Genomic DNA, 16,702 nt, shown 5'->3' with positions numbered 1-16,702 from the left:
AACTTGCATGTGTTAGGCACGCCGCCAGCGTTCATCCTGAGCCAGGATCAAACTCTCAAATAAAAGTTTATCAGGCTCAGATACTATTGTTATCTAAATATCTGGCTTTATGGTTTGTTTCTTGTTTATAAATTAACCTACTGTTTAATTTTCAAAGTTCTTTTGTCTTATTTTTGTGCTCCTTTTGGGCACTCATATATAATACCATCTATGTTATTCCAAGTCAACGCTTTTTTAACTTTTATTTTAATTATTTTTTTGTCAAAACAAAAATAGCTTATATTAGTGCATTTTTAAACACCTCAATACAAGCTATTTACATATTTAGACTTATTTTTATAATTATTTCAACTTAGATATTTCTGTATACCTATGTATATTGCCCATGCTATCTTTTCTTGATATGTTTCATCTGTCAAAAGTTTACATTCTTTTTCATTTGATAGAAAACCACATTCTATTAATACTGATGGAATATTATTTTCTTTCAAAAGGTATATGTCATCTCGTGGCTTAACTTCTCTGTTATTTGTTTTATCTACTACTCTTTTAAGTTCTTCTTGAATACACTTTGATAATTCCTTGCTATCTTGCTTATCTTTAGGATAAAATGTCTGAGCTCCATAGTATTTAGATTGTTCGAATGCATTTAGATGTATGGATACAAACATATTAGCATTGGAATTAGAGATTATTTCTTTTCTATTTTTCAAGTTCTCATTATATTTTTGTCTTGTTGTTTTATTATTTTCTTCTTTATAGAGGCTACTGTCATCTTCTCTAGTTAATATTACAAGACCTCCACTTGATTCTATAAGCTCTCTAAGCTTAAGTGTTATTGCTAAGTTGATATCTTTCTCAGATGTGCTCTTATCCTTGTTTAATGCGCCTGGGTCAATACCTCCATGACCAGCATCTAGAATTATTGTTTTATTTGTTATTGGCATATATTTAATAACATCTTCAGAAATATTTTTCACTTCAAATATTGATACTATTACTAGACATACCATAACAAAACTAAAAATTATATGTTTTATGTACTTTCTCACAACATCACCCTGTATATGTATACTTATAAAAACACTATAATATTCCAAATATTAGTACAAACATTTAAATTTCACTTTAGTATTTATCTATCTCTATTTTTTAATATTAATATATGATTACATAAGTATGCTATATTCACATATACTCTAAATTCCCATTTTTAATTAGTATCGTATAACAGGTATAATAAATTATGACAATTTACATTATGAATTATATTATTTAATAACCTAAATTCTATTACTTATAAAATGTAAAATTTTTAATTATATTTACTGTAAATTTCTTTATCCATTTCTCAATAGAACTATAATCTCAATAACTTTAACATATAATCTTTTATTACAATAAAAAGGATGTTTTTCAATAGAAAAACATCCTAATAAGATATCTTATTATTTTATTGTATATCAATCATTAACTTAAACCCAACATTTCAACATGCTTCCATATTTTCTGGATAACAGAAAATAAAGGATTTTGCTTTTCCAAAAAGATAAATAATTATCTTTTTGAGAATTGTGGAGCTCTTCTTGCTGCTTTTAATCCGTATTTCTTTCTTTCCTTCATTCTAGCATCTCTAGTTAAGAAACCTTCTTTCTTTAAAGCAGGTCTTAAATCTAAATCAGCTTTTAATAAAGCTCTAGATATACCATGTCTTATAGCTCCAGCTTGTCCAGTGAATCCTCCACCTTCAACTTTTACTATAACATCATATTTATTTTCATTACCAGTTAAAACTAATGGTTGTTTAACATCTCTTATTAATGTTTCATAGTTAAAATAATTTTCTAATGCTCTTCCATTTACTAATATATTTCCTTCACCTGCAACTAGTCTTACTCTAGCAACAGAACTTTTTCTTCTTCCAGTTCCATAATATTGAACGTTAGCCATTATAAACTCCTCCTTTCACCTATTAATCTTATTTAAAGTTTAAAACTTCTGGATTTTGAGCTGCATGAGTGTGTTCAGCACCTGCAAATACTCTTAATCTAGTCATCATTCTACTTCTTAATTTGTTTTTAGGTAACATACCATTTACAGCATGTGCTATAACTTCTTCTGGTTTTTTATCCATCATATCTCTATAAGATATTTCTTTTAATCCACCTACATAACCAGTGTGGTATCTGTAATATTTTTGATCTAATTTTTTTCCACTTAAAACTACTTTTTCTGCATTTACTACAACAACAAAATCTCCACCATCAACGTGAGGAGTAAATGTTGGTTTATGTTTACCTCTCAATACTGTCGCAATTTCTGTTGCTATACGACCTAATGTTTTTCCTTCAGCATCAACTAAGTACCATTTTCTTTGTACATCAGCTGGCTTAGCTATATAACTTTTCATAACTGTCCCTCCTTAACTACTTTTCATAAAAATTTTTTACCGTTTATGTCAAGTCCGGGGCAAGTGGACTTATTAACACATTCTCATATATTTTAATACATGTAGCCTGGTGTGTCAAGTTAATAATGAACTTTTTTAAGAAATAATCCTTGTGCTGGAGCTGTATGTCCACATCTTGATCTGTTTTTAGATTCTATTATATCTAAAAATGATTCATTAATTCTACCACGTCCTATATCAACAAGTGTTCCAACAATAATTCTCACCATATTATATAAGAACCCATCTCCACTAATTTCTAAAGTAATCAAATCATCTGTTTTTTTTATATTTATATCATATATTGTTCGTATTGTATCTTTTACAGATGAACCAGAACTCATAAAACCTTTAAAATCATGTGTACCCAATAGACTTTTTGATTCTATACACATTTTTTCAAAATCAAGTTCATACTTTACTTGATATGATATGCTGTTAAGTATTGGGTGTCTAAACTTACTGTTATATATTAAATATTTATATGTTTTTCCTTTTGCACTATATCTTGAATGAAAGTCATCATTAACTTCACATGCTTCTATAACTGATATGTCTTTTGGTAATTTAGCATTTAGTGCCATTGGTACACTTTCTATACTTATACTTGAACTAATTTTAAAATTTGCAGTTTGTGCAAGAGCATGAACCCCTGAATCAGTTCTACCTGAGCCTATAAGTTTAACTTCTTCATTCATTATCTCATATATAGCCTTTTCAATTGTACCTTGTATCCCTAGAGAATCTGGTTGCTTCTGCCATCCACAATAATTTCTACCATCATATTGGATTGTAATCTTTATATTTCTCATATTTTACCTCACCTATATGCTTCTATTAAATCGCTATAAATCTAGTAGCTATGATTAATCCTAAATAAATAACTTGAAACACACATGCTATATAATCTGCTTTTACTATAACAGACTCCCTCATTTTTGTTCTATTGTGTCCACCTCTATAACATCTAGCTTCCATGGCCATAGCCAATTCATCAGCTCTTCTAAATGCACTAACAAATAGTGGAACTAAAAGAGGTACTAGATTTTTAGCTCTATTTATAAGATTTTTACTTTCAAAGTCTGCACCTCTAGACATTTGAGCCTTCATTATTTTATCTGTTTCGTCTAATAATGTAGGAATAAAGCGCAAAGCAATTGTCATCATCATTGCAAGCTCATGAACTGGTAAACCAATTTTCTTAAAGGGATTCAATAATCGCTCTATACCATCTGTCAATTCTATTGGTGAAGTTGTTAAAGTAAGTAATGATGTCCCAATTACTAAAAATATAAGTCTTATTGCCATAAAAATTGCTTGTCTCAAGCCTTGACTTGTTATTGTTAAAAATCCAAATGACCATATCTCATCACCTGGTAAGAAAAATATATTTATAATAAATGTAAATAAAATAATCCACTTAAGAGGTTTTACACCCTTAACAATATACTTAACAGGTATATTAGCTAACTTTATCATACCTAATAAACATAATAAAACTATCATATAAGGCCAAAATTTATTTACTACAAATATAGATACCATAAATACAATTGTTGCTACAAGTTTTATCCTTGGATCTAATTTATGAATAGCAGAACTTGTTGGGTAGTATTGCCCTATAGTTATATCTTTTAACATAATCCTCGCCCTCTCACAACTCTTAATATTTCCTGTTTTGCTTCTTCTAAAGTCAATATGTCTTCACTAATGTCAAAACCTTGTTCTCTTAATTTCAATGCAAGCTCTAAAACCTGTGGAATATCTAAACCAATTTCTTTTAATTTAATAGCATTCGATTTAAATACATCTCTAGGAGTACCCATAAATTCTATTTTACCATGATTCATAACAATTAACGTTTGTGCCAACTTTGCCATATCATCCATACTATGTGATGACAATATTATAGTCATATTGTTTTTTTCATGTAAGTTTTTTATTAAATTAAAAATTTCATCTCTTCCACCAGGATCAAGACCTGCAGTTGGTTCATCTAATATAAGTACTTCTGGGTTCATTGCTATAACTCCAGCTATTGCAACTCTACGCTTTTGACCTCCTGATAATTCAAATGGAGATTTATCTTTAAATTCCTCATAGTCAAGTCCTACAGCTTCCATCGATGCTTTTACCCTATTATGTATCTCAACCTCTTCTAAACCTAAATTAGCGGGTCCAAAAGCTATATCCTTATCAATTGTTTCTTCAAATAATTGATATTCTGGATATTGAAATACAACACCTACTCTTTTTCTTATCTCAGTTAAGTTTAAATTCTTATCTGTTATGTTAAAATCATTTATAAAAATCTCTCCTGAGGAAGGTTTTAATAATCCATTTAGATGTTGTATCAATGTAGACTTTCCTGAACCTGTATGACCTATAAGTCCAACAAAATCTCTATCTTTAATCTCAAAAGATACATCATCAAGTGCTTTACTTGCAAAAGGCATCCCTTCATTATATATATGTGTTAAGTTCTTTACTATAATTGACATAATTCCATCACCATCTCATCCACAGTTAATATATCACTACTAATATTTATACCTTCTTCTATTAATAAACTAGACAACTCTGTCATACAAGGCACATCTAAACCGATTTCCTTTAACATCTCTATTTTACTAAATACTTCTTTAGGAGTCCCTTCTAAAAGTTTCTTACCTTTCTCCATAACGACAACTCTATCAGCTTCTACAGCTTCTTCCATAAAGTGAGTTATATGTAAAACAGTTATATTTTCTTCTTTATTAAGTCTTTTTATTGTTTTCATAACTTCTTTTCTTCCAGATGGGTCTAACATCGCTGTTGCTTCATCAAATATTATACACTTGGGTCTCATGGCAATTATGCCTGCTATTGCAACCCTCTGTTTTTGGCCACCTGATAACAAATGCGGTTGTCTACCTCTCAAATCATACATACCTACACTTTTTAAAGACTCTTCTACAATTCGTCTTATCTCTTTTGGCTCTATACCTAAGTTTTCAGGACCAAAAGCTACATCTTCTTCTACTATTGTGGCAACAATTTGATTATCTGGGTTTTGAAATACCATACCTGCTGTTTGCCTTATATCCCATAATCTTTCTTCTTCTTTGGTGTCCATTCCATCAATGAGAATATTTCCTTCTGTAGGCATAAGAATAGCATTTAAGTTTTTAGATAAAGTAGACTTGCCAGAACCATTATGTCCTATTATCGCAACAAATTCTCCCTTTTTAACATCTAAGCTTAAATTATCTATTGCTTTAAGTTTTGCTTCATCTGTAATATACTCAAATGAAATATTGTTTACTTTTATTATATTATCCATTAATTCATACTCCTTTTAGTAAGCAATAACTTATAAAAATCATTTTACACATTATTATATCACACCTTAGTCAAAAAAATAAAAAAAAGATTAAGCCATCAAGCCTAATCCTTTCCTTACTATACTAATTCTATAAAAGCCATTTCAGCAGCATCGCCTTTTCTTGGCCCTATTTTTATTATTCTAGTGTATCCACCATTTCTCTCAGCATATTTTGGAGCTAAATCTGTGAATAAGTTATTAACTACTGTTTCATCCATAACATAAGCTAAAACTTGTCTTCTAGCATGAAGATCTCCTCTTTTAGCAAGAGTTATCATCTTTTCAGCCATTCTACGAGTTTCTTTAGCTCTAGTTACTGTAGTTTCTATTCTTCCACTTCTTAGTAAACAAGTTACTAAGTTTCTTAACATAAGGTTTCTGTGAGCTGTTTCACGTCCTAATTTACGGTACTTAGCCATTCTTATCCCTCCTTTGCTCGCTATTCTTCACTTGGTTTTAATCCTAGCCCAAGTTCCTCTAGTTTTTGTATTACTTCTTCTAATGACTTTTTACCTAGGTTTCTAACCTTCATCATATCGTCTTCAGACTTATTAGCTAATTCTTCAACTGTATTAATTCCCGCTCTCTTTAAACAGTTGTATGATCTAACTGATAAATCTAATTCTTCTATAGTCATTTCAAGAACTTTTTCTTTTTGATCTTCTTCTTTTTCTACCATGATTTCAACACTACTTACATGTTCAGTTAAGTCTATAAATAGATTTAAATGCTCAACTAATACTTTTGCAGCTAATGATATACCTTCTTGAGGGTTTATACTACCATTAGTCCAAACTTCTAGTACTAATTTATCATAATCTGTTTTTTGACCAACTCTTGTGTTTTCTACATGATAACTAACTTTCTCAACAGGAGTATATATTGAATCCACAGGTAAAACACCTATTGGAACATTCTCTGTTTTATTTTCTTCAGCAGAAACATAACCTCTACCTTTATCTACAAATATTTCCATATTAAACTTGGCATTATCATCTAATGTAGCTATTGCTAAGTCTTTGCTTAATATTTCAACATCTGGAGGACAGATTATATCTGAACCTGTGATAGAGCATGGTCCTTGAGCCTCTATTTTAAGTGTTCTACTTCCTTCACCATCTATAGTTGCTGAAAGCTCTTTTAAAGTTAATATTATCTCTGTAACATCTTCTTTAACACCAGGTATTGTAGAGAATTCATGAAGAACTCCATCTATTTTTATAGCATTTACTGCTACACCTGGTAAAGATGATAATAATATTCTTCTTAGTGCGTTACCTATAGTTATTCCATATCCTCTTTCTAGAGGTTCTATAACAAACTTACCATATCTATAGTCTTCGCTAAGCTCAACTATATCTACTTTTGGCTTTTCTATTTCTATCATGGACAAAACCCTCCTTAAAATTCAGTAATCCACTGAGGGTAAACAAAATTTTAAAATAATTTTTAAAAGTGTGCTTATTATTTAGAGTAAAGTTCTATGATTAAGTGCTCTGCTATTTCAAGATCTATATCTTCTCTTGTTGGAACACCAACTACTTTTGCTGTCATTCCTTCTACATTAGCTTCTAACCATTTAGGAGCTATTCTTGAGTTAACTTCTACTAAATTTTTGAATTTTGCAGAAGATCTTGATTTTTCTTTAACTTCTATCACATCTCCAACTTTAACTGTTAATGAAGCTATATCTACTTTATTTCCATTTAAAGTGAAATGACCATGAGTTACTAATTGTCTAGCTTCTTTTCTAGAAGATGCTAGTCCCATTCTGTAAACTACATTGTCTAATCTTCTCTCTAATAAACTTAATAAATTCTCACCTGATTTTCCAGGCATGTTTTCAGCACGTTCGTATAAGTTTCTAAATTGAGTTTCTAAAACTCCATATATTCTTTTAACTTTTTGTTTTTCTCTTAATTGTAATCCATAGTTAGAAACTTTCTTTCTCCCTTGGCCATGTTGACCTGGAGCATAGTTTCTTTTAACTATAGCACATTTATCTGTATAACATCTATCACCTTTAAGGAATAATTTCATTCCCTCTCTACGGCATTGTCTACATGATGCACCTGTATATCTTGCCATTTATCTACACCTCCTATTTGTACTCTTATTAATTACACTCTTCTTCTCTTTGGTGGTCTACATCCGTTATGTGGGATTGGAGTAACATCTTTTATCATAGTTACTTCTAGTCCAGTTGCTTGTAAAGCTCTTATAGCAGCTTCTCTTCCTGAACCTGGCCCCTTTACGAATACCTCAACACTTTTTAATCCGTGTTCCATCGCAGCTTTTGCAGCTGTTTCAGCAGCCATTTGAGATGCAAATGGAGTTGATTTTCTTGACCCTTTGAATCCTAATTGTCCTGAACTTGCCCAAGATATAGCATTTCCATGAACGTCAGTTAAAGTTATTATTGTATTGTTGAAAGTTGACTGTATATGAGCATGACCACGTTCTATATTTTTACGTTCTCTTCTTCTAACACGTGTAACTTTCTTTTTTGGTTTAGCCATTTTCCTTTTCCCTCCTTCATCTAATTATTATTTAATTATTTTTTCTTTTTACGAGATACTGTTTTTCTAGGACCTTTTCTAGTTCTAGCATTAGTTTTAGTTCTTTGTCCTCTTAATGGAAGACCTTTACCATGTCTAATTCCTCTATAACATTTTATATCTCTTAATCTCTTTATGTTTAAAGCAATTTCTCTTCTTAAGTCACCTTCAACTAAGAAATCGTCATCTATAACTTTTCTTAACTCATTAACTTGATCTTCTGATAAATCTTTTATTCTTGTATCTGGATTTATCTCAGCTTTAGCTAATATTTCGTTAGCAGTTGCTTTACCTATACCATATATATAAGTTAAGCCTATCTCCGCTCTTTTTTCTCTAGGTAAATCTACCCCAGCTATTCTTGCCATGATCGCACCTCCTACACATAGTTTTTAGTGTTTAAAACTTCATATCATATATCAATCCTACGTCAGATTGTTCAACGATTTTAACGTTCTTTTGTTAACATCACAATATAGTATTATACTATAAAATTTAACAAAATACTAGTAATAATTTCTTATCCTTGTTTTTGCTTATGCTTTGGATTTTCACAGATAACCATTACTTTTCCTTTTCTTTTTATTACTTTGCATTTTTCACATATTGGTTTTACTGATGGTCTAACTTTCATTATTAATCCCTCCTTAGACTAAATATCAAGATAGTCTACTTCTTACGCCAAGTGATTCTTCCTCTTGTAAGGTCATATGGAGAAAGTTCAACATTCACCTTATCACCTTCAAGAATTCTTATGAAGTTCATTCTTAGCTTTCCAGAAATGTGGCATAATATCTCATGTCCATTTTCTAGTTTAACTTTAAACATAGCATTAGGTAAAGCTTCTGAAACTGTACCTTCTAATTCTATAACATCTTTTTTGGCCATTAACTAACCAGCCCTCCATTTCAATAAGTTAAATTATCTAATTTAACTTAGTAAGTTCAGCTCTTAAAAAAGAATCTGTAATCTCTTGTCCAGATACTACTCTTTTTCTAACTTCATCATTAATAAAATTATATTTTTTTAAGTGCTTAACTTTCTTTAACTTAGGTTTGTCAAGTTTTCTTTTCTTTCCATCAGCTATTAATACATATTCATTATTAATTATCTTGACTACGAAAAATAAATTTCCTTGATCTCGACCTAATGAAACCTTAACAACTTGACCTATACTTAAATTATCTGATAGCACTTTTTTCACCTACTTCTTAATTTACAACTTTGTCAATATCAAAGGTTCATGTTCAGTAATTGCTATCGTATGCTCATAATGAGCTGATTTTTTTCCATCTATTGTAACAGTCGTCCACCCATCTGATAGAGTCTTTACATGATAACGACCTGCATTAACCATTGGCTCTATAGCAATAACCATTCCTTCTCTAAGTCTTGGTCCTTTTCCTGGGAGTCCATAATTAGGTACCTGTGGATCTTCATGAAGATTTGCTCCAACTCCATGTCCTACCAAATCCCTAACTACTGAGAAACCATGTTTCTCAACGTGTGTTTGTACTGCGTGTGAGATATCCGAAAGTCTATATCCTAATTTAGCAAATTTTATTCCTTCATAGAAGCTTTCTCTAGTTACTTCTATTAATTTCCTATCTTCTTCAGATATCATGCCTACTCCATGAGTTTTCGCAGAATCACCATGATATCCTTTATAATAGGCTCCTATATCTAAGCTTACAATGTCTCCTTCCTTTAATAGAGTCTCACCTGGAATTCCATGTACAACTTCTCTATTGATAGAAGCACATATACTTCCTGGAAAACCTCCATATCCTTTAAAAGAAGGTTCAGCATTGTATTTTCTTATATTCTCTTCAGCTATTTTATCTAATTCTAAAGTAGATATTCCCGGAGAAATAGCTTTTCTTAAAACTTCATGAGTATCAGCAACAATTTTGCCTGCTTCTCTTAAAAGTTCTATTTCTTTCTTTGATTTCAAGATAATCATTTATTTTCCACTTCCTAAAGCTGCAACAATATCTTCAAATACTTTATCTATTGCTTGGTCACCTTTTATATCAGCTATTATACCTTGTTTGCTATAATAATCTACTAAAGGCTTAGTTTCATCTAGATAAACTTGTATTCTCTTAGATACAGTTTCTTCATTATCATCAGCTCTTTGATACAATTCTCCTTGGCATACATCACATACACCTTTTACTTTAGGAGGATTAAACTCAACATGATAAGTAGCTCCACAAGACTTGCATATTCTTCTACCAACTGCTCTAGATACTAATATGCTCTTATCAACTTCAATATTGACAACTTTATCCAGTACTATACCAGCATTTTTTAAGAATACATCTAAATGCTCACCTTGTGCTACATTTCTTGGAAATCCATCTAACATAAATCCATTTTTACAGTCTTCTTGAGATATTCTATCAGTAACTAAACCTACAGTTAACTCATCTGGTACTAATAAACCTTGATCCATGTATTCTTTAGCTTTTTTTCCAAGTTCTGTTCCCTCTTTTATATTCTTTCTGAATATATCTCCTGTTGATATATGAGGTATATTGTATTTTTCTACTATTCCTGCCGCCTGAGTACCTTTACCAGCACCTGGAGGTCCAAGTAATATTATTCTCATATTATCCATCTCCATTTTATTTTAAGAAACCTTGATAGCTTCTCATAACTAAGTTTGACTCTAACTGTCTCTTAAGCTCCAAAGCAACCCCAACAACGATTAGCAATGAAGTTCCAGCTAGACTCATATTGACATTCATATAATGTGTTGTAAGAGCTGGTACCATAGCAATTATTGCTAAGAAAGTAGCTCCAGCTAAAGTTAATCTTGTTAAGATTCTATTTAAATAATCCATAGTAGGTTCACCTGGTCTAATACCTGGTATAAATCCACCATTATTTTTCATATTTTTAGATATATCTTCTGTATTGAATGATACAGTTGTATAAAAATATGAGAAGAAAATTATAAGTAGAATTTCAATTGATCTGTATGTCCAAAATCCTTGTTCTGTTGCCATACTTAAGTATTTTTGAACAAAAGCTTGAGCATCTGCCCCCATAAACATAGCTATTGTTTGTGGAAAAGCTAAAAGTGAACTAGCAAAAATTATAGGCATAACTCCTGATTGGTTAACTTTCATTGGTATATGAGAACTTTGTCCTCCATACATTTTTCTTCCAACAACTCTTTTAGCATATTGTACAGGTATCTTTCTAGTCGCTTCTTGTATAAATGTAACCCCTGTAACTGTAAGTAATATAACTACAATTAGAAGTATTATTACCCAAGGTGCAACTTGACCAGATTTAACTTGTTGTGCGATTTTAATAACATCTGTTGGTATTCTTGATATAATACCTGCAAATATTATTACTGAACTACCATTACCAATTCCTTTTTCGGTAATTTTGTCCCCAATCCACATTACTAACATACTTGCTGAAACTAATGTTATTACAACAGTTGTGATAAAAAACACACTATTTGATATTAAAGCACTTCTTACAATTCCTAATGTAATTCCCAAAGCTTGTACAACTGCTAGAGCTAGTGCTGTATATTTAGTGTACTTATTGATTTTTTTCTTTCCTTCTTCACCAGATTTTTGAAGTTCTGCTAAACTTTCAAAACCTACTGTTAGAAGCTGTATTATGATTGATGCAGTAATATATGGACTTATACCCAAAGCAAATAGTGAAAAGTTACTAAATGCTCCACCAGTAAACATATTATACAGAGAAAGTAGACTATTGCCGCCTACCATCTTTTGTATAATACTAGTGTCTATACCTGGAACTGGTATTGTAGTACCTATTCTGAATATCACGATCATCATAAGTGTATACATTACTTTTTTTCTTACTGCTTTAATCTTCCAAGCTTGTTTTAATTTTGACAGCACGCTAATTCACCCCGCCTGTACTGGCTAGGAGATTAGCAGGTTATTATACTAACTCTGCTTTTCCACCAGCTTTTTCTATTTTTTCTTGAGCTGAAGCTGTAAATTTAGCAGCTTTAACAGTTAAAGCTTTTTCTAAATTACCTTCACCTAAGATTTTAATTCCATCTTTACCTATTTTGCTTATAGTTTTAGTAGATTTTAATAATTCTGCAGTTATTTCTGTTCCATTTTCAAATCTGTTTAAAACTTCAACATTAACTTCTGTGTAAACTTTCTTAAATATGTTATTGAAACCTCTCTTAGGAAGTCTTCTAGCTAGTGGCATTTGTCCACCTTCGAACCCTACTCTTACTCCACCACCAGAACGAGACCATTGACCTTTTTGTCCACGTCCTGCAGTTTTACCTTGTCCAGTTGCAGTACCTCTACCTAATCTTCTCTTAGCTCTCACTGCACCTTCAGCAGGTTTTAACTCATGTAACTTCATGGATTGCACCTCCTTGCACTACTTTTTAAAAATTATTCAGCTATTTCAGTTACTTCTAATAAATGACTTACTTTTTTTATCATACCTCTTACTTGAGCATTGTCTTCTTTTACAATAACTTGTTCTCTTTTTCTTAATCCTAACGCTTCAACATTCTTTTTTTGGTTAGGAGTAGTTCCTATAACACTTCTAACTAATTTTATTTGTAATTTAGCCATTTTACACTACCTCCTTACCCTAGAAGTTCTTCAACTTTTTTACCTCTAAGTTTAGCTATATCTTCAACTGTTTTTAGAGAATTAAGTCCTTCTATTGTAGCATTTACCATATTTCTTGGATTGTTAGATCCTAAAGATTTAGCTCTAACGTCTTTTAGTCCAGCTAACTCAAGTACGGCTCTAGCAGGTCCCCCAGCTATTACTCCTGTACCTTCTACAGCAGGCATTATTAATATATTTCCAGCACCAAAGTGTCCGCGTACTTCGTGAGGAATTGTAGTCCCAACCATTGGCACTACTATTAGATTTTTCTTAGCATCTTCAACTGCTTTTTTTATAGCATCTGGTACTTCCATTGCTTTCCCAGCACCTATACCAACGTGTCCGTTTTCATCTCCAACAACTACTAACGCTGCAAATCTGAAGTTTCTACCACCTTTTACAACCTTAGTAACACGTCTTACTTCAACAACTTTTTCTTGTAAGTCAAGTTGTCCTGCATCTATCGGCTTACGACGTAGCATGTATTTTTCCCTCCTTCGTATTAGAACTTAAGACCAGCTTCTCTAGCACTTTCAGCTAATTCTTGAATTCTTCCATGATATAAGTATCCACCTCTGTCAAATACAACTTCAGTGATTCCTTTTTCAACAGCTTTTTTAGCAACTAATTCTCCAACTTTCTTAGCTGCTTCCTTATTTCCTGTATGATTAACAGCACTCTTAACTTCTGCTTCTAAAGAAGATGCAGCAACTAGAGTTACTCTGTTTGTGTCATCTATTATTTGAGCATATATATTGTTAGCACTTCTAAATACACATAATCTTGGTCTTTGAGCAGTACCGCTTATTTTTCTACGAACTCTCTTATGTCTTTGAAGTCTATTAGCATTTTTATCAGCCTTTTTTAACACCTAGCTCACTCCTTTCTAGCGTTTAAGTTTTGGTATTATTTTTTACCAGTTTTTCCTTCTTTACGTCTGATTACTTCATCAACGTATTTTATACCTTTACCTTTGTATGGCTCTGGCTTTCTCCAAGCTCTTATTTTAGCAGCATAGTTTCCTACTAATTGCTTGTCTATACCTTTTACTATTAACTCAGTTTGGTTTGGAGCTTCAACAGTTATTCCTTCTGGATCTTCCATTTCAACTGGATGAGAGAAACCTAAGTTCATAACTAATTTTTTTCCTTGTTTTTGAGCTCTGTATCCAACACCTTTTAGTTCTAATTTCTTTTCGAAACCAGTATTTACACCTACAACCATATTATCTAATAAAGTTCTAGTTAATCCGTGTAAAGATCTGTGTTTTTTATTATCAGTTGGTCTTTCAACCATTATTGTATTTTCTTCTTTTTTTATATTTAACTCAGCACTTAATTGTTTAGTTAAAGTTCCCTTTGGACCTTTTACTGTAACTAAATTTCCTTCAGCTATAGTAACTTCAACACCTGCTGGTATTATTATTGGCTTAACACCTATTCTTGACATGGTCGCACCTCCTTACATTGTTCATATTAATTACCAAACGTAGCAGATTACTTCTCCACCAACATTTTCTTTTCTAGCTTGCTTGTCAGTTAATATTCCTTTTGAAGTAGATATTACTGATATTCCTAATCCATTTAATACTTTTGGTATTTCGTGGTTAGCAGCGTAAACTCTCATTCCAGGCTTAGATATTTTCTTAAGACCTGTGATAACTCTTTCGCCTTCTTGTCCGTACTTTAATTGTATTCTTATGATACCTTGTTTTCCATCTTCTATAACATCATAACCTCTTATGAAACCTTCTTCTAATAAGATTCTAGCTAACTCTTTCTTCATATTAGAAGCTGGAACATCTACAGTTTCATGCTTAACAACATTAGCATTTCTTATACGAGTAAGCATATCTGCAATTGGATCTGTCATTGTCATTTTGTAGCCCTCCTTCCATTCTAATCAAGCTTCTACCAGCTTGCTTTTCTAACACCAGGTATTTGACCTTTATAAGCTAATTCTCTAAAGCATATACGGCATATACCAAATTTTTTCAAAACTGAATGCGGTCTTCCGCATATAGTACATCTAGTGTATTCTCTAGTAGCGTACTTTTGCTTTCTTTGTTGTTTAACAACCATCGCTTTTCTAGCCACGGGAATCCCTCCTTTGCTTACTTAGAAAATGGCATTCCTAATAATTTTAATAATTCACGAGCTTCTTCGTCAGTTTTTGCTGTAGTAACGAATATTATATCCATTCCTCTTACTTTATCAATTTTATCATATTCTATTTCAGGGAATATTAATTGTTCTTTAACTCCTAAAGCATAGTTTCCTCTACCATCAAAAGCATTAGGGTTAACACCTCTAAAGTCTCTAACTCTTGGTAAAGAAACTGATACTAATTTGTCCATAAAGTAGAACATTTTGTCAGCTCTTAATGTAACTTTTGTTCCTATTGGCATTCCTTCTCTTAGTTTGAAGTTAGCAACAGATTTTCTAGCTTTAGTTATAACAGGCTTTTGTCCTGATATTATTTCTAATTCTTCAACGCCTTTTTCTAATCCTTTTGGATTTTCTCTAGCGTCACCTATACCCATGTTAATAACTATTTTGTTTAACTTAGGTATCTCCATTACGTTTTTATATCCAAATTTCTCCATTAAAGCAGGAGCAACTTCTTTCATGTATTTTTCTTGTAATCTAGAAGCCATTTAAGGTCCCTCCTTTCAAGCAATATTTATTATAATTCTTTTCCGCTCTTTGCTGATACTCTTACTTTTGTGCCATCTTTTACTTCATATCTTACTCTAACGCCTTTTCCTGTTTCAGGATCAAATGGCATTACATTAGATATGTGTATTGGGGCTTCTTTGTTTATTATTCCACCTTGTTGGTTCATAGCACTTGGTTTTTGATGTTTAGTTATTACGTTTACACCTTCAACTAATACTTTATCAGCTTTAGGGTATACCTTTAAAACTGAACCTTTTTTACCTTTATCTTTACCTGCTATAACTACAACAGTGTCACCTTTTTTAACACGCATCATGTCCTATTGCACCTCCTTAATTATAGTACTTCTGGAGCAAGAGAAACTATTTTCATGAATTCATTGTCTCTTAACTCTCTAGCAACAGGCCCGAATATACGAGTTCCTACTGGAGTTTTATCGTCCTTTATTATAACAGCAGCATTTTCATCAAAAGATATATAGCTTCCGTCATTACGTCTTACGCCTTGTTTGCTTCTTACTATAACAGCTTTAACAACCTTACCTTTTTTTACAACTCCACCAGGTGTTGCACTTTTAACAGTAGCAACTATAACGTCGCCTATGTTACCATATCTTCTTTTACTTCCGCCTAGAACACGTATACATAAAAGTTCTTTAGCTCCTGAGTTATCAGCAACTCTTAGACGTGATTCTTGTTGTATCATATCGTAATCCCTCCTTCTTCAAAAACTACTTAACTTTCTCAACAACTTCAACTAGTCTGAATCTCTTATCTTTAGATAAAGGTCTAGTTTCCATTATTTTAACTCTATCTCCGATGTTACATATATTCTTTTCATCATGAGCCTTAAATTTCTTAGTTCTCTTAACACGTTTATTATATAGTGGATGACGTACGAACTCTTCAACAGCTACTACTATTGTTTTATCCATCTTATCACTAACAACACGGCCTATTCTAACTTTTCTTCTTCCTCTTTCCATGTTTAAAAAGCCTCCTTTCCAA

Annotated in this window: 29 protein-coding genes and 1 rRNA gene; all 30 read right to left on the bottom strand. The window is 31.8% G+C overall.

The window, feature by feature from the left end; genetic code table 11:
* Positions 1-63: ribosomal RNA gene (locus IC175_RS18285) — 16S ribosomal RNA — on the bottom strand; the annotation flags it as partial.
* A gap of 284 nt (positions 64-347) precedes the next feature.
* On the bottom strand, positions 348-1,052 hold the full coding sequence (gene cwlD, locus IC175_RS18280; protein WP_227436991.1) for an N-acetylmuramoyl-L-alanine amidase CwlD: 705 nt from the start codon (positions 1,050-1,052) through the stop codon (positions 348-350).
* 505 nt (positions 1,053-1,557) lie between these two features.
* Positions 1,558-1,950, bottom strand: coding sequence for a 30S ribosomal protein S9 (gene rpsI / locus IC175_RS18275; RefSeq protein WP_003421105.1), 393 nt, complete (start codon positions 1,948-1,950; stop codon positions 1,558-1,560).
* Between the two features lie 28 nt (positions 1,951-1,978).
* Positions 1,979-2,410: a 50S ribosomal protein L13 gene (gene rplM / locus IC175_RS18270; RefSeq protein ID WP_227436993.1), complete on the bottom strand. Its 432-nt coding sequence runs from the start codon at positions 2,408-2,410 to the stop codon at positions 1,979-1,981.
* 119 nt (positions 2,411-2,529) lie between these two features.
* Positions 2,530-3,261 (bottom strand): tRNA pseudouridine(38-40) synthase TruA, encoded by a 732-nt coding sequence (truA, locus tag IC175_RS18265; protein WP_227825413.1) that lies wholly within the window; start codon positions 3,259-3,261, stop codon positions 2,530-2,532.
* Between the two features lie 25 nt (positions 3,262-3,286).
* Positions 3,287-4,090: an energy-coupling factor transporter transmembrane component T family protein gene (locus IC175_RS18260; RefSeq protein WP_227436997.1), complete on the bottom strand. Its 804-nt coding sequence runs from the start codon at positions 4,088-4,090 to the stop codon at positions 3,287-3,289.
* Positions 4,084-4,950: an energy-coupling factor transporter ATPase gene (locus tag IC175_RS18255; RefSeq protein WP_227436999.1), complete on the bottom strand. Its 867-nt coding sequence runs from the start codon at positions 4,948-4,950 to the stop codon at positions 4,084-4,086. Before IC175_RS18255 ends, IC175_RS18260 begins: the two co-directional genes overlap by 7 nt.
* Positions 4,938-5,771 (bottom strand): energy-coupling factor transporter ATPase, encoded by an 834-nt coding sequence (locus IC175_RS18250; protein ID WP_227825412.1) that lies wholly within the window; start codon positions 5,769-5,771, stop codon positions 4,938-4,940. The genes IC175_RS18255 and IC175_RS18250 overlap by 13 nt, the downstream gene beginning before the upstream one ends.
* 119 nt (positions 5,772-5,890) lie before the next feature.
* Complete coding sequence (gene rplQ / locus IC175_RS18245; RefSeq protein ID WP_003421117.1) at positions 5,891-6,232, bottom strand: 50S ribosomal protein L17; 342 nt, start codon at positions 6,230-6,232, stop codon at positions 5,891-5,893.
* A gap of 20 nt (positions 6,233-6,252) precedes the next feature.
* Entirely contained in the window at positions 6,253-7,200 is a 948-nt protein-coding gene (locus IC175_RS18240) for a DNA-directed RNA polymerase subunit alpha (protein WP_227437003.1), read from the bottom strand.
* 77 nt (positions 7,201-7,277) lie between these two features.
* Complete coding sequence (gene rpsD, locus IC175_RS18235; RefSeq protein WP_227437005.1) at positions 7,278-7,901, bottom strand: 30S ribosomal protein S4; 624 nt, start codon at positions 7,899-7,901, stop codon at positions 7,278-7,280.
* Positions 7,902-7,933: 32 nt separating this feature from the next.
* Positions 7,934-8,332, bottom strand: coding sequence for a 30S ribosomal protein S11 (gene rpsK / locus IC175_RS18230; protein WP_227437007.1), 399 nt, complete (start codon positions 8,330-8,332; stop codon positions 7,934-7,936).
* 35 nt (positions 8,333-8,367) lie between these two features.
* Positions 8,368-8,739, bottom strand: a complete 372-nt coding sequence (rpsM, locus tag IC175_RS18225; RefSeq protein ID WP_227437009.1) for a 30S ribosomal protein S13 — start codon at positions 8,737-8,739, stop codon at positions 8,368-8,370.
* Positions 8,740-8,891: 152 nt separating this feature from the next.
* Positions 8,892-9,005: a 50S ribosomal protein L36 gene (rpmJ, locus tag IC175_RS18220; RefSeq protein WP_002509257.1), complete on the bottom strand. Its 114-nt coding sequence runs from the start codon at positions 9,003-9,005 to the stop codon at positions 8,892-8,894.
* A gap of 35 nt (positions 9,006-9,040) precedes the next feature.
* Positions 9,041-9,259, bottom strand: coding sequence for a translation initiation factor IF-1 (infA, locus tag IC175_RS18215; RefSeq protein WP_003421127.1), 219 nt, complete (start codon positions 9,257-9,259; stop codon positions 9,041-9,043).
* A gap of 37 nt (positions 9,260-9,296) precedes the next feature.
* Positions 9,297-9,566, bottom strand: a complete 270-nt coding sequence (locus tag IC175_RS18210; protein ID WP_227437012.1) for a KOW domain-containing protein — start codon at positions 9,564-9,566, stop codon at positions 9,297-9,299.
* Positions 9,567-9,587: 21 nt separating this feature from the next.
* Positions 9,588-10,334 carry a type I methionyl aminopeptidase gene (gene map, locus IC175_RS18205; protein ID WP_227437013.1) on the bottom strand — a complete coding sequence of 249 codons (747 nt, stop codon included), beginning with the start codon at positions 10,332-10,334 and terminating at the stop codon, positions 9,588-9,590.
* The gene (locus IC175_RS18200; RefSeq protein WP_227437015.1) at positions 10,335-10,985 is read right to left on the bottom strand and encodes an adenylate kinase; all 651 of its coding nucleotides are present in this window, start codon (positions 10,983-10,985) and stop codon (positions 10,335-10,337) included.
* Positions 10,986-11,001: 16 nt separating this feature from the next.
* Complete coding sequence (secY, locus tag IC175_RS18195; RefSeq protein WP_227437017.1) at positions 11,002-12,270, bottom strand: preprotein translocase subunit SecY; 1,269 nt, start codon at positions 12,268-12,270, stop codon at positions 11,002-11,004.
* Positions 12,271-12,313: 43 nt separating this feature from the next.
* Positions 12,314-12,757 (bottom strand): 50S ribosomal protein L15, encoded by a 444-nt coding sequence (gene rplO, locus IC175_RS18190; RefSeq protein WP_003421135.1) that lies wholly within the window; start codon positions 12,755-12,757, stop codon positions 12,314-12,316.
* Positions 12,758-12,789: 32 nt separating this feature from the next.
* Positions 12,790-12,975, bottom strand: a complete 186-nt coding sequence (gene rpmD / locus IC175_RS18185) for a 50S ribosomal protein L30 (protein ID WP_227437019.1) — start codon at positions 12,973-12,975, stop codon at positions 12,790-12,792.
* Between the two features lie 14 nt (positions 12,976-12,989).
* Positions 12,990-13,499, bottom strand: coding sequence for a 30S ribosomal protein S5 (rpsE, locus tag IC175_RS18180; protein ID WP_227437021.1), 510 nt, complete (start codon positions 13,497-13,499; stop codon positions 12,990-12,992).
* A gap of 20 nt (positions 13,500-13,519) precedes the next feature.
* A complete protein-coding gene (gene rplR, locus IC175_RS18175) occupies positions 13,520-13,888 on the bottom strand; it encodes a 50S ribosomal protein L18 (protein ID WP_227437023.1) in 369 nt (122 codons plus the stop codon).
* A gap of 35 nt (positions 13,889-13,923) precedes the next feature.
* A complete protein-coding gene (gene rplF / locus IC175_RS18170; RefSeq protein WP_003435668.1) occupies positions 13,924-14,466 on the bottom strand; it encodes a 50S ribosomal protein L6 in 543 nt (180 codons plus the stop codon).
* A 30-nt stretch (positions 14,467-14,496) separates the two neighbouring features.
* Positions 14,497-14,895 (bottom strand): 30S ribosomal protein S8, encoded by a 399-nt coding sequence (rpsH, locus tag IC175_RS18165; protein ID WP_003421148.1) that lies wholly within the window; start codon positions 14,893-14,895, stop codon positions 14,497-14,499.
* A 32-nt stretch (positions 14,896-14,927) separates the two neighbouring features.
* Positions 14,928-15,113 (bottom strand): type Z 30S ribosomal protein S14, encoded by a 186-nt coding sequence (locus IC175_RS18160; RefSeq protein ID WP_003421149.1) that lies wholly within the window; start codon positions 15,111-15,113, stop codon positions 14,928-14,930.
* A gap of 17 nt (positions 15,114-15,130) precedes the next feature.
* Complete coding sequence (rplE, locus tag IC175_RS18155; RefSeq protein WP_003421151.1) at positions 15,131-15,673, bottom strand: 50S ribosomal protein L5; 543 nt, start codon at positions 15,671-15,673, stop codon at positions 15,131-15,133.
* 29 nt (positions 15,674-15,702) lie between these two features.
* On the bottom strand, positions 15,703-16,008 hold the full coding sequence (gene rplX / locus IC175_RS18150; protein WP_227437031.1) for a 50S ribosomal protein L24: 306 nt from the start codon (positions 16,006-16,008) through the stop codon (positions 15,703-15,705).
* Between the two features lie 23 nt (positions 16,009-16,031).
* Positions 16,032-16,400 (bottom strand): 50S ribosomal protein L14, encoded by a 369-nt coding sequence (gene rplN, locus IC175_RS18145; RefSeq protein ID WP_003421155.1) that lies wholly within the window; start codon positions 16,398-16,400, stop codon positions 16,032-16,034.
* Positions 16,401-16,425: 25 nt separating this feature from the next.
* The gene (gene rpsQ, locus IC175_RS18140; RefSeq protein WP_003421156.1) at positions 16,426-16,680 is read right to left on the bottom strand and encodes a 30S ribosomal protein S17; all 255 of its coding nucleotides are present in this window, start codon (positions 16,678-16,680) and stop codon (positions 16,426-16,428) included.
* Positions 16,681-16,702 lie beyond the last annotated feature (22 nt).

The sequence above is a fragment of the Clostridioides sp. ES-S-0123-01 genome (assembly GCF_020658415.1).
Classification (GTDB): domain Bacteria; phylum Bacillota; class Clostridia; order Peptostreptococcales; family Peptostreptococcaceae; genus Clostridioides.
Note: the sequence above shows the minus strand (reverse complement) of the source record. Positions and strands in the feature narration are given on the sequence as shown.

Coding starts and splice junctions, on each gene's coding strand:
- rpsI (WP_003421105.1), bottom strand. CDS start 1,950: ATGGCTAACGTTCAATATTATGGAACTGGAAGAAGAAAAAGTTCTGTT.
- rplM (WP_227436993.1), bottom strand. CDS start 2,410: ATGAAAAGTTATATAGCTAAGCCAGCTGATGTACAAAGAAAATGGTAC.
- truA (WP_227825413.1), bottom strand. CDS start 3,261: ATGAGAAATATAAAGATTACAATCCAATATGATGGTAGAAATTATTGT.
- IC175_RS18260 (WP_227436997.1), bottom strand. CDS start 4,090: ATGTTAAAAGATATAACTATAGGGCAATACTACCCAACAAGTTCTGCT.
- IC175_RS18255 (WP_227436999.1), bottom strand. CDS start 4,950: ATGTCAATTATAGTAAAGAACTTAACACATATATATAATGAAGGGATG.
- IC175_RS18250 (WP_227825412.1), bottom strand. CDS start 5,771: ATGGATAATATAATAAAAGTAAACAATATTTCATTTGAGTATATTACA.
- rplQ (WP_003421117.1), bottom strand. CDS start 6,232: ATGGCTAAGTACCGTAAATTAGGACGTGAAACAGCTCACAGAAACCTT.
- IC175_RS18240 (WP_227437003.1), bottom strand. CDS start 7,200: ATGATAGAAATAGAAAAGCCAAAAGTAGATATAGTTGAGCTTAGCGAA.
- rpsD (WP_227437005.1), bottom strand. CDS start 7,901: ATGGCAAGATATACAGGTGCATCATGTAGACAATGCCGTAGAGAGGGA.
- rpsK (WP_227437007.1), bottom strand. CDS start 8,332: ATGGCTAAACCAAAAAAGAAAGTTACACGTGTTAGAAGAAGAGAACGT.
- rpsM (WP_227437009.1), bottom strand. CDS start 8,739: ATGGCAAGAATAGCTGGGGTAGATTTACCTAGAGAAAAAAGAGCGGAG.
- rpmJ (WP_002509257.1), bottom strand. CDS start 9,005: ATGAAAGTTAGACCATCAGTAAAACCAATATGTGAAAAATGCAAAGTA.
- infA (WP_003421127.1), bottom strand. CDS start 9,259: ATGGCCAAAAAAGATGTTATAGAATTAGAAGGTACAGTTTCAGAAGCT.
- map (WP_227437013.1), bottom strand. CDS start 10,334: ATGATTATCTTGAAATCAAAGAAAGAAATAGAACTTTTAAGAGAAGCA.
- IC175_RS18200 (WP_227437015.1), bottom strand. CDS start 10,985: ATGAGAATAATATTACTTGGACCTCCAGGTGCTGGTAAAGGTACTCAG.
- rplO (WP_003421135.1), bottom strand. CDS start 12,757: ATGAAGTTACATGAGTTAAAACCTGCTGAAGGTGCAGTGAGAGCTAAG.
- rpmD (WP_227437019.1), bottom strand. CDS start 12,975: ATGGCTAAATTACAAATAAAATTAGTTAGAAGTGTTATAGGAACTACT.
- rpsE (WP_227437021.1), bottom strand. CDS start 13,499: ATGCTACGTCGTAAGCCGATAGATGCAGGACAACTTGACTTACAAGAA.
- rplF (WP_003435668.1), bottom strand. CDS start 14,466: ATGTCAAGAATAGGTGTTAAGCCAATAATAATACCAGCAGGTGTTGAA.
- rpsH (WP_003421148.1), bottom strand. CDS start 14,895: ATGACAATGACAGATCCAATTGCAGATATGCTTACTCGTATAAGAAAT.
- rplE (WP_003421151.1), bottom strand. CDS start 15,673: ATGGCTTCTAGATTACAAGAAAAATACATGAAAGAAGTTGCTCCTGCT.
- rplX (WP_227437031.1), bottom strand. CDS start 16,008: ATGCGTGTTAAAAAAGGTGACACTGTTGTAGTTATAGCAGGTAAAGAT.
- rplN (WP_003421155.1), bottom strand. CDS start 16,400: ATGATACAACAAGAATCACGTCTAAGAGTTGCTGATAACTCAGGAGCT.
- rpsQ (WP_003421156.1), bottom strand. CDS start 16,680: ATGGAAAGAGGAAGAAGAAAAGTTAGAATAGGCCGTGTTGTTAGTGAT.